At 67.2% G+C, this 13,884-nt stretch carries 8 protein-coding genes and 1 pseudogene; 5 read left to right on the forward strand and 4 right to left on the reverse strand.

Annotated elements, in window-relative coordinates; translation table 11 throughout:
• The first annotated feature begins 193 nt into the window (after positions 1–193).
• The 3 genes from CSC64_RS03595 (at position 194) to CSC64_RS03605 (ending at position 3,758) form a co-directional block, all read left to right on the forward strand.
• Positions 194–2,488 carry an NADP-dependent malic enzyme gene (locus tag CSC64_RS03595; protein WP_162433957.1) on the forward strand — a complete coding sequence of 765 codons (2,295 nt, stop codon included), beginning with the start codon at positions 194–196 and terminating at the stop codon, positions 2,486–2,488.
• A 140-nt stretch (positions 2,489–2,628) separates the two neighbouring features.
• Positions 2,629–2,874, forward strand: a complete 246-nt coding sequence (locus tag CSC64_RS03600) for a hypothetical protein (RefSeq protein WP_162433958.1) — start codon at positions 2,629–2,631, stop codon at positions 2,872–2,874.
• A 59-nt stretch (positions 2,875–2,933) separates the two neighbouring features.
• Entirely contained in the window at positions 2,934–3,758 is an 825-nt protein-coding gene (locus tag CSC64_RS03605) for a hypothetical protein (protein WP_162433959.1), read from the forward strand.
• 312 nt (positions 3,759–4,070) lie between these two features.
• Here CSC64_RS03605 and CSC64_RS03610 read toward each other — a convergent pair whose 3' ends face one another.
• From CSC64_RS03610 to CSC64_RS03620, 3 genes and pseudogenes are all read right to left on the reverse strand, one after another.
• Positions 4,071–4,460 carry an STAS domain-containing protein gene (locus CSC64_RS03610; protein ID WP_162433960.1) on the reverse strand — a complete coding sequence of 130 codons (390 nt, stop codon included), beginning with the start codon at positions 4,458–4,460 and terminating at the stop codon, positions 4,071–4,073.
• Positions 4,457–6,874, reverse strand: a complete 2,418-nt coding sequence (locus CSC64_RS03615) for a SpoIIE family protein phosphatase (RefSeq protein ID WP_162433961.1) — start codon at positions 6,872–6,874, stop codon at positions 4,457–4,459. Before CSC64_RS03615 ends, CSC64_RS03610 begins: the two co-directional genes overlap by 4 nt.
• A 127-nt stretch (positions 6,875–7,001) precedes the next feature.
• Positions 7,002–9,079, reverse strand: a pseudogene (locus tag CSC64_RS03620) (SpoIIE family protein phosphatase).
• A gap of 202 nt (positions 9,080–9,281) precedes the next feature.
• On the opposite strand from CSC64_RS03620, the gene aceE reads away from it, so the two are divergent.
• On the forward strand, positions 9,282–11,975 hold the full coding sequence (gene aceE / locus CSC64_RS03625) for a pyruvate dehydrogenase (acetyl-transferring), homodimeric type (RefSeq protein WP_162433962.1): 2,694 nt from the start codon (positions 9,282–9,284) through the stop codon (positions 11,973–11,975).
• Between the two features lie 49 nt (positions 11,976–12,024).
• Here the strand turns inward: aceE and CSC64_RS03630 are convergent, their stop codons facing one another.
• Positions 12,025–13,341, reverse strand: coding sequence for a DNA cytosine methyltransferase (locus CSC64_RS03630; protein ID WP_162433963.1), 1,317 nt, complete (start codon positions 13,339–13,341; stop codon positions 12,025–12,027).
• 129 nt (positions 13,342–13,470) lie between these two features.
• Here CSC64_RS03630 and CSC64_RS03635 point away from each other — a divergent pair, with 129 nt between their 5' ends.
• On the forward strand, positions 13,471–13,875 hold the full coding sequence (locus CSC64_RS03635; RefSeq protein WP_162433964.1) for a very short patch repair endonuclease: 405 nt from the start codon (positions 13,471–13,473) through the stop codon (positions 13,873–13,875).
• Positions 13,876–13,884 lie beyond the last annotated feature (9 nt).

Here is a 13,884-nt window from a genome sequence, read left to right on the forward strand (position 1 = left end):
CTTCGCGCGCAAGTTGTCCACAGAAGCGCCTCCCAGCCCGGTTTTTGACCGGCCCCGTGCGCGCCTGAAACCGGTGTCACCCCGCGTTTCCCCGCCCCTGTGCCCATTTCGTCATCCCGGCCGGCGCCTTCGGCCGGGACCTCGCCGTCGGTGGCCGCGTAGAATCCGGGGCCTGCCCACCGCCGTGACGGACATGTCCGAACAAGAAGACTTCAAGCAGGCCGCCCTCGACTACCACCGCCACCCGCGTCCCGGGAAGATCAAGGTTGCCCCGACCAAGGCGATGCTGACCCAGCGCGACCTGGCGCTGGCCTACAGCCCGGGCGTGGCCTACGCCTGCGAGGCGATCGTGGAGGACCCGAAGCAGGCCAGCGAGCTCACCGCCCGCGGCAACCTGGTCGCGGTGGTCTCCAACGGCACCGCCGTGCTGGGTCTGGGCAACATCGGCCCGCTGGCCGGCAAGCCGGTCATGGAAGGCAAGGGCGTGCTGTTCAAGAAGTTCGCCGGCGTGGACGTGTTCGACATCGAGATCGACGAGAACGACCCGGACAAGCTGGTCGACATCATCGCCAGCCTGGAGCCGACCTTCGGTGGCATCAACCTGGAGGACATCAAGGCGCCGGAGTGCTTCATCGTCGAGCGCAAGCTGCGCGAGCGGATGAACATCCCGGTGTTCCACGACGACCAGCACGGCACCGCCATTATCGTGGGCGCCGCGGTGCTCAACGCGCTGCACGTGGTCGGCAAGGACATCGGCCAGGTGAAGCTGGCCACTACCGGCATGGGCGCCGCCGGCGTGTCCTGCGTGGACATGCTGGTCTCGCTGGGCCTGAAGAAGGAAAACGTCACCGCCTTCGACCGCAGCGGCGTGATCCACGCCGGCCGCGCCGACCTGGACCCGGACAAGCGCCGCTATGCGCGCGAGACCGACGCGCGCACGCTGGAGGACATCGTCCGCGGCGCCGACATCTTCCTGGGCCTGTCCGCTGGCGGCGTGCTCAAGGCCGAGATGGTCGCCACGATGGCGGAGAACCCGATCATCCTGGCCCTGGCCAACCCGTACCCGGAGATCCTGCCGGAGGACGCCAAGCGCGTGCGCCCGGACGCCATCATCGCCACCGGCCGTTCGGACTACCCGAACCAGGTCAACAACGCGTTGTGCTTCCCGTACCTGTTCCGCGGCGCGCTGGACGTGGGCGCCACCGGGATCAACGAGGCGATGAAGATCGCCTGCGTGCGCGCGATCGCCGCGCTGGCGCGCAAGGAAGCCTCCGACCTGGGCAGCGCCTATGGCGACGACATCCCCAGCTTCGGCCGCGAATACCTGATCCCGCGCCCGTTCGACCCGCGCCTGCTGGTCGAGCTGTCCTCGGCGGTGGCCCAGGCGGCGATGGACTCGGGCATTGCCGAGCGCCCGCTGGAGGACATGGCCGCCTACCGCGAGAAGCTGGGCCAGTTCGTCTACCGCACCAGCCTGATGATGAAGCCGGTGTACGACCGCGCCCGCGCCGACAGGAAGCGGGTGGCCTACGCCGAGGGCGAGGACGAAGTGGTGCTGCGCGCGGTGCAGACGGTGATCGACGAAGGGGTGGCCTTCCCGATCCTGATCGGCCGCCCGGAGGTGATCGAGGCGCGCGTGGAGCGCCTGGGCCTGCGGATGAAGGCCGGGGTGGACTACGAGATCACCAACCAGGACGACGACCCGCGCTTCAACGACTACTGGCAGCACTACCACGCCATCACCGAGCGTCGCGGGGTGACGGTGGCGGCGGCGAAGAACCTGATGCGCTCGCGCCCGACCCTGATCGGTTCGGTCATGGTCGCCCGCGGCGAAGCCGACGCGCTGCTCACCGGCGTGGTCGGCCGCTTCCACAAGAAGCTGGGCTACGTGCGCAGCGTGATCGGGCTGGACCCGGGCGTGCAGTCCACCGCGGCGATGACCGGGGTGATCAACAACCAGGGCGTGTGGTTCTTCCTGGACACCCATGTGCAGGACGATCCCACCGCCGAGCAGATCGCCGAGGCCACCCTGCAGGCGTCCTACCGCCTGAAGCTGTTCGGCATCGAGCCGCGCATCGCCCTGCTGTCGCACTCCAACTTCGGCAGCCACGAGACCCCCGGCGCGCTGAAGATGCGCAAGGTGCGCGAGCTGCTGCTCAAGCGCGTGCCCAAGCTGAACGTGGACGGCGAGATGCAGGGCGACACCGCCTGGGACGAGCTGCTGCGGCAGAAGATTATGCCCAACAGCACCCTCAAGGGTCGTGCCAACCTGTTCGTGCTGCCCAACCTGGACGCGGCCAACATCGCCTACAACATGGTCCGCGTGGTCACTGACGGCGTGGCCATCGGGCCGATCCTGATGGGCATCAGCAAGCCGGTCCACATCCTCACCACCAGCGCCACCCCGCGCCGCCTGCTCAACATGACCGCGATCGCGGCGGTGGATGCGCAGATCAGGGCGCAGATGGAGGGGGAGAGGAAGGGGTGAGCGGGGTAACGATTTTCTGACCGTGCATTCGGAACCGGCCTATCCATAGGCCGGTTTTGTTATGAGATAGGTAGACGGCCGACCAAGTCGGTCGCGCGGGCCAGGGTGGCCCGATGCGCAAACAGCCAAGGAGTGGTGTCATGCGTAGTCTCAAAGAGTCAGAACTCAATATGGTGGCTGGCGGCAACGGCGCATCTACGAATAGCGCAGCCCGGGATGCGGCCATCAAGCAATGCCGTGGACTGCCCGACAACACGAAAGTCAAATTCACGATCCAGATTTCGTCGAACGTCAGCGGGAAAGTAAGTGGAGTTGGTGGTGCGGCCACTACGACCCAGACGGTCGAGATCGAAACCACTTGCGGTGAACTTCGAAAGGCCGCTTAGGCCGAGAAGCGGCACGTGTCCTTGAGGCGCGTGCCGCTCTCCTATTCCGGGACGTGACGATGGGCGTATTCAATCCTGGGGCTTTCATCATGCAGGCTCTTGTCGTCGCCATTGACCCCTCGATATGGACACCCGCAGGTGCGATCGCATGGCCCGGCCAAGAAAGGGCGGTAACCGTGGTGGATACCAGTCAACCGGACTACGCAGGTCAATGCGCATCATTGCTGCAAATCCAACGTCCCAATAGCGCTGGCTATTCGTTTCGAATGGGTGAGGAATGCCAAAAGCTCTTTGTCTTCATGGACCTTGGTGGAGGGGTCAATGGAGGGGAGCCATCGATCTGGTTCCTTGCGCGCCATGAATCCTTTCATATTGCTGCACAGATGTACGGCAGCAGGATTCCTGTCGATTTCATTCAGATCGACCCGGAATTGGTTCGTGACTTTTCTGATGGCACGGAGTTCGCCGGGCTCTACCACGAGCTTGCGTTGCTGACGACCAGCATCGTAAATGGATCTCCGCGATCATGTAAAAGCGTGGAGCTCGCCTACGTATCGTTGAGCGAGCGATCACGCACGTATCTGGACTACAAGATATTTTGGGAATGGCCAGCGGAGTTCTATGCTCAACAGGCAAGTTTCCCCGGTGATTTCGGCAAATACGAGTCCTTTAGGTCGCAGCTTTATGTTGGCGGCGATCCTGGCTATGAACTGTTCGTATCAGGAGTCAGAACCGGACTGGCTCTGGACGCCTTGGTTGGCAGGTCGAATTGGCAATCCGATGTAGCGCAAGGACAATCGATGTTCCACCTGCTTATGGCTCATGGTGGATGCCAATCCAGAAAGTTCGACCCTACAGTCCGCATGAGGCGGGTAGAGCTTTGACCGACTGGCTGTGATTTCCCGGCAGGCTGTTCATGCGGGGCATCATTGTGATGAGTGTAATGAGGCCAGTAGTGTCGCCAATGATTGAGGGCGGCTCATCCCATCCAGAGGGCATTCGGATGCCGAAGACCAGGAAGCTGGATGTCGCCATAACAGGCGTATTGTTGACTTTCTTCATGGCGTGGCATTACCGCGCGGACCTTGTCGAGGTGTGGCGCGCAGCTGCGAAGACCAGCGCTGCACTCGTCCAGGAGTGCGAGTAGGTCGTGGCAAGCCTAGATGGCGGCCGGGTTGTTCCGGCGTGGGGCCGCCTCAATCCTCGTCATCCCCTTCCACGATCTTCCTCTGCATCGCATCCAGGTACGCGTCCGCTTCGGCCATCGAGGTGAAGATCTCGCCCAGTGGCACGGCCTTGACCATGTCGAACACCTTCTGGATCTGCGGCTGCGGGTTGACCACCAGCACCTTGCCGCCACGTGCCGACAGCGCCTTGCGTGCCTTGAACACCGAGCGGATGCCGGCGCTGCTGATGTAGTCCAGGCCGGCCAGGTCCAGCACCAGCGAGGTGACCGCGTTGTTGGCCAGCAGCGGTGCCAGGGCCTGGTCCAGTTCGGCGTAGGTGTGGGTGTCCAGGCGGCCGCCGATGGCCACGCGCTGGCGGCCGCTGGAAGGGGGGGCGATCTCGGTCCGCAGGTTGCTCATGCCTTGCTCTCCATGTCGTTCGCGGCATCGAGCCGCAGGCTGATCCGAAGGATGTTGGAACCGTCGATGCGCTGGTAGTCGATGGCGTCGGCCAGTTCGCGCACCAGGAACACGCCCAGGCCGCCGATGTCGCGTTCGGCGATGTCGGTGTCCAGGTCCGGTGCGTCGCGCGTGGTGGGGTCGAAGGCCGGGCCACGGTCGCGGAACTCCAGCCACAGCTGGCCGTCGGCCACGCGCGCGTGCATCTCCAGCGGTGCGCCGGGCGTGACCGCGTGTTCGACCGCGTTGCAGGCCACTTCCTCGACGATCAGGCGGGCGTCGTGCATGGACGTCTGGCTGGCGCCGTGGCAGGCCAGCAGCGCTTCGATCGCGTCGGTCATCCGCAGCACGTCCGCGGACGACTGGGCCACGCTCACGTGCACCGAAGTCTCCCCTTTGGCGCCGACAGCATGCGCCTGGGTGGTATCGATGTCGAGGTCGCGGGTGTGGCTGATGGCCAGGATCGTGGTGTCGTCCGAAGGTGGCGCGCCATCGACGAAACGGCGCACGTCGGCGAGCACCTGCGCGCATGTCGCCGCCGCACCGGTGCCGCCATGCCGTGCCAGCGCCTGCCGCAGGCGCTCGTCGCCGTAGGCTTCGTCGGCCAGGTTGAAGGCCTCGGTGACGCCATCGGTATAGGCGACCAGGCAGTCGCCCGCGGCCAGCGCGCCCTGCCACGACGGGAAGTCGCTGCTCAGCTCGAATCCCAGCGGCGGGCCGCTCTCCACCGCCAGCGGCTGCACCCGGCCGTCGCCATGCAGCAGCAGCGGCGGATCGTGGCCGGCGCTGGCCAGGGCGAGGTTGCCGTGCAGGTCGATGCGCCCGCACAGCACGGTGGCGAACATGCAGGTGTCGTTGCCCTGCACCAGCCGGCGCGAACCTTCGGCCAGCGCCTGCGACGGCGAGGTGGCGGTCTGGATCGCCACTTCCAGCACCGTCACCGCGCGGGCCATGAACAGCGCCGCCGGCACGCCCTTGTCGGAGACGTCGCCGACCACGAACCACAGTTCGCCGTCCTCGCGCTCGATGAAGTTGTAGAAGTCCCCGCCCACCGCCTTGGCCGGCTCCAGCAGCGCCTGCGCTTCCAGGTGCTCGCTTCCCTGGCCCAGGGTGCGGCCCTGCGGCAGCATCGCCTGCTGGATGTCGCGCGCGATCGACAGCTCGCTCTCCAGCTTCTGCCGCGCCGCGCCCAGCTGCTCGATCTCGCCCAGCTGCCCCCGGATCGAGTGCCGCGCCCGCTCCAGCGTGCGCGCCAGCACGCCGACTTCGTCCCGCCGCTGCTGCTGCGCCAGCGGCACCTCGCGGCCGTCGACGATGGCGTCCACCGCCGAGCCGGCCAGCGCCTCCAGCGGCTTGCTGATCTGCCGGCCGATCCGGCGCACCAGGAACGTACCGGCCGCCGCCAGCACCAGGCTCACCAGCACCAGCGCGAGCAGGGCGCGGTCGAAGCGGTCCATGATCAGGTCGTAGGACTGCCCGACCAACAGCGTCCAGCCGGTGTCGCCGACCGGTTCGACCGAGGTGTAGCGCATGCGTCCGATGTTGGCGTCGCGATGCCCCAGGTAGGCCTGGCGGCGTTCGCGCGCCGCCGCGGCCACCTCCGCCAGATCGCCGCGGTCCTGGCGCGCGATGAAGGCGTCGAACGTTTCCTGCGCCCGCGCGCCCGGGATCGTGCTCAAAGCGATGGTGCCGCCCGGGGCGAGCAGGGTGACGCGCATGCCCGGCAGGTGCGCCAGGGTTTCGATCGGTGCGATCAGGTCGTCGACCGGGATGTCCAGGCTGGCCATGCCGGTGCCCAGCGGCCGCAGCGGCACGTTGTAGGTGGCCATCCACACCTGGCCGGCGGTCTGGTTGAGGTAGGGCTCGGACCACCAGCCGGCCGGCGCGGCCTGGGTGGCTCGGTACCAGGGCTGGGCGTGGTAGTCGTAGCCGTCGGCGAGGAAGTCGCGCTCGCCGAGCGGGCCCATGTAGCGTGTGTACGCCAGCCCTCCCGGCTCACGCGGCTCCACGATCAGCAGCGTGCCGGCTGCACCCGGGATCGAGTCGAGCACCGCGGCCTGCGCCTGCCGCAGCTGTTCGTGGTCCAGCGATGCGCGCGAGACCAACTGTGCCAGGTTGCCGGTGGCGACCGTCAGCGTGCGCAGGCTGGTCTCCAGCCGCTCGGCGGCCTCGCCGGCGGTGGCGCGGTTGTCGCGCTGGGCGTTGTCGAGGATCTCGCGGCGCAGGTACGCGGCGGTGGCCAGGGTCACCGCGAGCAGGAACAGCAGCGTGCTCAGGCCCGACCACAGGGCGATGCGCGTGCGCAGGCTGTGGTACCAGCGCACGGACTCGTGCGGCGGCGCGGCGCCAGTGGCGTCGGACGCTTCGATCGGCATGCCGGTCCCCCCGTGCGGACGCCGGCATCATAGCGCCGTGCCGCACGCCGCGAACGCCTGCGCCTGGCTGCCCGTTGCCGGTGCGCCGCGCACGGGCGCGGCCGGCATGCCGGCGCAGCGTGATCGCTTATTCCCGCTGCCGGCTGATCGCCAGGATGGTGATGTCGTCGGACTGCGGCGCCGCGCCGGCGAAGCGGCGCACGTCGTCGAGCAGGCGCCGGCACGCCGCCTGCGCGCTGGCGCCGGGCGCCAGCGCGCGCAGCAGGCGTTCGCTGCCGTAGGCGCGGTTGTCCGGGTCGAAGGCCTCGGTCACCCCGTCGGTGTAGCCGACCAGGGTCGCGCCGGCCGGCAGCACGCCTTCGTACAGAGGGAACGCATCGCCCGGCTCGAACCCCAGCGGCGCGCCGGCAGCCACCTCCAGCAGTGCGCAACTGCCGTCGGCCTGCAGCAGCAGCGGCGGCTCATGCCCGGCGCTGGCCAGCTGGATGCGCCCGCTGGCCACCTCCAGCCGCCCGCACAGCACGGTGGCGAACATGCAGGTCTCGTTGTTCTCGGCCAGCCGCACCGAGGCGGAGGCCAGGATCTTCTCCGGCGTGCCGTGGCGCCGCGCCATCTGCTCCAGCACGGTGAGCGTGCGCGCCATGAACAGCGCCGCCGGAATGCCCTTGTCGGACACGTCGCCGACCGCGAACCACAGCACGCCCGGCTCCAGCTCGGAGAACTGGTAGAAGTCGCCGCCCACCTCGCTGGCCGGTTCCAGCAGCGCGTGCGCTTCCACGTGCATGTGCCCGGTGTCGAAGCCGCGCCCGGCCGGCAGCATCGACTGCTGGATGTCGCGCGCGATCGACAGCTCGCTCTCCAGCTTCTGCCGCGCACTGGCCATGCGCCCGATCTCGTGCATCTGCCCGCGGATCGAATCGCGCGCGGTGTCGAACGCGCGCGCCATCACCCCGACCTCGTCCTCGCGCTGCACGTACGGGATCGGCCGGTCGAACCGGCCCTGGCTGAAGTGGTGCGCGCTGTCGGTGAGCTCCTCGATCGGCGCGGCCAGCGCGCTGCCGTAGCGCCGCGCCAGCCACAGCGCCACCAGCAGCGCGAACAGGCTGGCCAGCGCCACCATCAACGCGATCCGGTCCAGCCGATGCAGGAACCAGCGGTCGGACACGGTGAGCGCATAGGTCCAGCCGCTGTCGCCCACCGGCAGCACCACCGTGCCCAGCGCGTCGCCGCGCGCGTCGTGGTGCTCGAAGGTGGTGGCCTGGCGCGCGCCGATCGCCGCGACCAGCGGCGCCAGCCCTGCGCCGCCCGGCTGCGCCAGCAGTTCGCCGGCGTTGCGCCGCATCCGCACGTCCGCCTCCGGATGCCCCACCGCCAGCCCTTCGGGCGAGAACAGCATCGGCTGCAGGCCGGCGCCGCCCGCCTCGCCATGCCCGCCGACCAGCGCGGCCAGCCGTTCCACCGGCACGTCCAGGCTGACCATGCCCACCGCCGGCGAGCCGGCCGCATCGCCCGGCCGCCGCAGCGGCAGGTTGAAGGTGGAGAAATATTCGCCGGCGGTGGCCGCGTTGGCGTACGGCTCGGACCACCACGGCCGCGGCGAGGCGACCGTGCGCAGGTACCACGGCATGGTCCGGTAGTCGTAGCCCAGGTCGGCCACCGACTGCTCCACCAGCGTGGCGCCATCGCGGCGGATGTACCAGGTGAAGCCGTCGGCGTCGCCCGGCAACTGGCCCGGTTCGATGATGACCATCGCCCCGGCGATGTCCGGGTCGCCGGCCAGGCTGGCCACCAGCAGCGCGCGCAGGCTGGACGGCTGCGCGCCCACGCCGGTGGCACTGGCGGCCAGGGTGCGGCCGCTGACCTGCACCGAATCCAGCGTCGCCTCCAGGCTGCGCACCGTCTGCCGCGCCAGGCTGTCGGCTTCGGCGCGCGCGTTCTCCACGATCAGCGCACGCGCGCCGAAGTAGAACGCCAGCGCGGTGAGCAGCAGCAGCCCGGCGTTGAGCAGGCTGGACCACAACACCATCCGCGTGCGCAGGCTGTCGCGCCAGCGCACCGCGCGGCGGGTGGGCGCGCCGGCCGCGTCCGCCGTGGTGGAGCCAGACGCGACCGCGTCCTCGCCGGACATGGCGGCTCCTTCGATGCTGCGCTGCGGCGAAGCGGGGGACATCGCGAGCCCATGCATGGCGGAGTCGCCACGATCATAAGCACGAACCGGCATGCTGCACTGCGACATCGCCGCGCTGTCCCCGCGACTGTCCCGGACAACCGATGATTGCAGCGGAAACCGACCCGCCACGCCCCCCTGTACGCCGCCGTAGCGAGGCGGCCGCAAGGGCCGGTGCGTTAAACTCCACGGTCCATGACGAACATCGCGCCGCGGCCCACGCGCGGCATAGGGAGTGACATGAACTGGCTGAACGAGGTGCTGCAGAACGATCCGGATCCGGTCGAGACCCGTGAATGGATCGAATCGCTCAAGGCGGTCATCGACCGCGACGGCCCCGAGCGCGCGCACCAGCTGCTGGAGGATATGGTCGAACTGCCCCGCCGCTCCGGCGCGTTCCTGCCGTTCTCCCCGACCACCGAATACGTCAACACCATCGCCCCGCACCTGGAGGCCAAGAGCCCGGGCAACGCGGACCTGGAATGGCGGATCCGCTCGATCATCCGCTGGAACGCGATGGCCATGGTCGTGCGGACCAACCGCAAGCCCGGCGACCTCGGCGGCCACATCGCCTCGTTCGCCTCCGGCGCCACGCTCTATGACGTGGGCTTCAACCACTTCTGGCGCGCCCCGTCCGACAGCCACCCGGGCGACCTGCTGTTCATCCAGGGCCACAGCTCGCCCGGCATCTACGCCCGCTCGTTCCTGGAAGGCCGCATCAGCGAGGACCAGCTCGACAACTTCCGCATGGAAGTGGACGGGCGCGGCATCTCGTCCTACCCGCACCCGTGGCTGATGCCGGATTACTGGCAGACCCCGACCGTGTCGATGGGCCTGGGCCCGCTGGCGGCGATCTACCAGGCGCAGTTCATGAAGTACCTGGAGCACCGCGGCCTGATCGAGAAGTCCGACCGCAAGGTCTGGTGCTTCATCGGCGACGGCGAGTCGGACGAACCGGAGACCCTGGGCGCGATCTCGCTGGCCGGGCGCGAAGGCCTGGACAACCTGGTGTTCGTGGTCAACTGCAACCTGCAGCGCCTGGACGGCCCGGTGCGCGGCAACGGCAAGATCATCCAGGAACTGGAAGGCGTGTTCCGCGGCGGCGGCTGGAACGTGATCAAGCTGCTGTGGGGCAGCTACTGGGATCCGCTCCTGGCGCGCGACAGCAACGGCGTGCTGAAGAAGCTGATGATGGAGACCGTCGACGGCGAGTACCAGAACTGCAAGGCCTTCGGCGGCGCGTACACCCGCGAGAACTTCTTCGGCAAGTACCCGGAGACCGCGGCGATGGTCGCCTCGCTCTCCGACGAGGACATCTGGCGCCTGAACCGCGGCGGCCACGACCCGCACAAGGTCTACGCCGCCTACCAGCAGGCGGTGAACACCAAGGGCATGCCGACCGTGATCCTGGCCAAGACGGTCAAGGGCTACGGCATGGGCAGCGCCGGCGAGTCGCTCAACCCGACCCACCAGACCAAGAAGCTGGACGACGACGCGGTGCGCGCGTTCCGCGACCGCTTCAACATCCCGCTCAGCGACAAGCAGCTGGAAGAAGCCGAGCAGGTCCCGTTCTACCACCCCGGCGAGGACTCGCCGGAAGTGCAGTACCTGAAGGAGCGCCGCGCCGCGCTTGGCGGCTACCTGCCGCAGCGCCGGCGCAAGGCCAGCAAGTCCTTCACCGTGCCCACCCTGGACAAGTACGAGCGCCTGCTCAAGGACAGCGGCGAGCGCAGCTACTCGACCACCATGGCCTTCGTGCAGACGCTCAACATCGCCCTGCGCGACAAGGAACTGGGCCCGCACCTGGTGCCCATCGTCGCTGACGAAGCGCGCACCTTCGGCATGGAAGGCCTGTTCCGCCAGATCGGCATCTACGCCCCGTTCGGGCAGAAGTACAAGCCGGTCGACTCGGACCAGCTGATGTACTACCGCGAAGACCAGGCCGGCCAGGTGCTGCAGCAGGGCATCAGCGAGCCCGGCGCGATCGCCTCGTGGATGGCCGCCGGCACCAGCTACTCGGTGTCCGACGTGCCGATGCTGCCGTTCTACATCTACTACTCGATGTTCGGCTTCCAGCGCGTGGGCGACCTCGCCTGGCAGGCCGCCGACATGCGCACCCGCGGCTTCCTGCTCGGCGGCACCGCCGGCCGCACCACGCTCAACGGCGAAGGCCTGCAGCACGAGGACGGCTTCAGCCAGATCGTCGCCGGCGGCATCCCCAACGTGCGCAGCTACGACCCGACCTTCGGCTACGAAGTCACCGTGCTGCTCCAGCACGGCATGAAGGCGATGATGGAGGACCAGATCGACGAGTACTGGTACCTCACCCTGATGAACGAGAACTACACCCACCCGGAGATGCCGGCGGGTGCGGAGACCGGGATCATCAAGGGCATGTACCTGCTCAAGGACGCCGGCAAGCCGAAGAAGGGCGAACTGCGCGTGCAGCTGCTGGGCAGCGGCACCATCCTGCGCGAGGCGATCGCCGCGGCCGAACTGCTGGACAAGGACTTCGGCGTGACCGCGGACATCTGGTCGTGTCCGAGCTTCAACGAGCTGCGGCGTGACGGGTTCGACGTGGAGCGGTGGAACCGGATGAACCCGGAAGCCAAGAGCCCGCGCAAGGCGTACGTGACCGAGCTGCTGGAAGGGCGGCAGGGGCCGGCGATTGCTGCGACGGACTACGTGCGCGGGTTCGCCGACCAGATCCGGGCGTTCGTGCCGATGGCCTATACCGTGCTGGGCACGGACGGGTTCGGGCGTTCGGACACGCGCGCCAACTTGCGGCGGTTCTTCGAGGTCGACCGGTACTACATCGCGCATGCGGCCATCGCCGCGTTGGCGAAGGACGGGAAGATGACCGGGAAGGATGTGGCCAGGGCGATCAAGCAGTACAGGATCGATCCGGAGAAGGCGAATCCGGTTGGGGTTTGAGGTCGGATATTGAGGAACGAAAAAAGCGGCCGAAAGGCCGCTTTTTTTGTCATATGGTCAATGATGTCTGTGCGGCGTCGATGTCTCTTTGCCTTCGCTTCTTGGCGCCGCTTTTCCGGTCGCGCTGGTTGATCGGATTCTGGATCCCCCAGTAAGCGGCCGCTTCCGCGGTGCTCATGCGCAACAGTTCGGTTTTGCCCAGGCGCACCTCCTTGGAGGGGCGTTTCGGCTTCGTTCCCATCGCCTTCATCACCTGGGATGCGACGGCCCGCGCAAGCGGTGGAGGCACGGCGTTGCCGATCTGGCGAGCGCCATGCCATTTGGTTCCATTGAGGCGAAACCAGTCGGGGAAGCCGTGTAGGCGCGCCATCTCGCGAACCGTTACGCAACGGTCCCACTTATAGTGAATCGGGCGCGGACTGGTGAATGCGCCGCGTGCAGAGTCGGTGCCGGCGCGCAGCGTATTGGACACCCCGTCGGCCGGAAGTTTGAAGAATCGAGAGATGGGTTCCACTTCCCCCGGGAGGGTGGAGGCAAAACGGCGTCGCGAAATCTTCGTATGCTCGGACCGCATGCTGGAAGTGAGCGAATCGGGGTCCCACTTCCGCTTGTAGCCGTAGGCCCAGCCTTCGGGTGTATCGCAACGCATGAGCTTGGCGTACTCGCTAGCCCTGATGGACTTTTTTGCCTTCGTTTCGTCGGAGTACTTCAACCGCTCGTAACGCTCCGCGTCCGGCAGGTCGCCCAGCGCCTGGGAGCAAGTCGGCGCGTTCGGAAGCTTGCCGCCCTTGCCGGGCTTCGACGTGATAGGGGTCGGATACTCTGGAAGTCGCATCCCCGTCTTCGCGCCGAGCAGGAAGAGGCGCTGGCGATCCTGCGGTACGCCGTACTCGCAGGCGTTCAGGACCTTCCAGCTCTTGACGACGTCGTAACCGGCCTGGCCGAACTCTTCGATGATCTCGTCGAGGAACTTGCGATGCTTGCCTACGGTAAGCCCCTTGACGTTCTCGAATACGAAATAGCCGGCGTCCAGTTCGCGGACGATGCGCACGAAATCCTTGACCAACGAATTCCGTGGGTCGTCCAGGGCGCGTTGGCCGATCAGGGAAAAGCCTTGGCAGGGTGCGCCACCGAAGACCACATCGACCTGCCGCGACCCTATCCCGGCGGCCGCACGGATCTTCTCTCCGCTGAGATCGGTGACCGAGCGGGGGATTACCGCGCAGTCGGGGAAATTGAACTCGTGCACGGCTGCGTGGACGGGATCTATCTCCACGGCGGCGACGACGTCGAAGCCGGCCTGCTCGAAGCCGAGGCTGAGGCCGCCGGCGCCGGCGAAGAGATCGATTCCGATGGGTCTGCTCATGGGGGGAAGTATAGTGGGGGTCCGATCGTTTGTCGATCGGAAGAGATCGTCCTGCATGGTCGGAGTTCCTTCTCCTGACGAGGCCCTAGAGTGTGGCGCGGCTGTCTCACCGGATGAGACGGAGGGCGTATGGACCGGTTGACGTCCGAGCGCCGCAGTTGGCTCATGTCCCGGATCGGCTCCAGGAACACAAAGCCGGAGCTCGCGCTCAGGTCGTTGCTGCATCGGCTCGGGTACAGGTTCCGCCTGCATCGAAGGGATCTTCCGGGAACGCCCGATGTGGTCCTGCCCGGACGGCGTACGGTGATCTTCGTCCATGGGTGCTTCTGGCATGGACATGCGTGCAAGCGCAGTAAGATGCCTAAGTCGAGGATCGACTACTGGGGGCCAAAGATCGACGCCAATAGACGTCGGGACGCGAGGAAGCGAAGAATGCTTCGGGCTCTCGGGTGGCGTGTCCTCACCGTATGGGAGTGCGAATTGAAGGATTCTGGCAAGCTGTCCGATAGAATCGTTCGAATGCTCGGCGATTGAAGGGGGGGT

This window comes from Pseudoxanthomonas koreensis (genome assembly GCF_010093225.1).
GTDB classification, from domain to species: Bacteria; Pseudomonadota; Gammaproteobacteria; order Xanthomonadales; family Xanthomonadaceae; genus Pseudoxanthomonas; species Pseudoxanthomonas koreensis.

Bases quoted from the DNA above. Each gene is read 5' to 3' on its own strand.
- CSC64_RS03595 (WP_162433957.1), top strand. From the start codon at position 194: ATGTCCGAACAAGAAGACTTCAAGCAGGCCGCCCTCGACTACCACCGC.
- CSC64_RS03600 (WP_162433958.1), top strand. From the start codon at position 2,629: ATGCGTAGTCTCAAAGAGTCAGAACTCAATATGGTGGCTGGCGGCAAC.
- CSC64_RS03605 (WP_162433959.1), top strand. From the start codon at position 2,934: ATGGGCGTATTCAATCCTGGGGCTTTCATCATGCAGGCTCTTGTCGTC.
- CSC64_RS03610 (WP_162433960.1), bottom strand. From the start codon at position 4,460: ATGAGCAACCTGCGGACCGAGATCGCCCCCCCTTCCAGCGGCCGCCAG.
- CSC64_RS03615 (WP_162433961.1), bottom strand. From the start codon at position 6,874: ATGCCGATCGAAGCGTCCGACGCCACTGGCGCCGCGCCGCCGCACGAG.
- aceE (WP_162433962.1), top strand. From the start codon at position 9,282: ATGAACTGGCTGAACGAGGTGCTGCAGAACGATCCGGATCCGGTCGAG.
- CSC64_RS03630 (WP_162433963.1), bottom strand. From the start codon at position 13,341: ATGAGCAGACCCATCGGAATCGATCTCTTCGCCGGCGCCGGCGGCCTC.
- CSC64_RS03635 (WP_162433964.1), top strand. From the start codon at position 13,471: ATGGACCGGTTGACGTCCGAGCGCCGCAGTTGGCTCATGTCCCGGATC.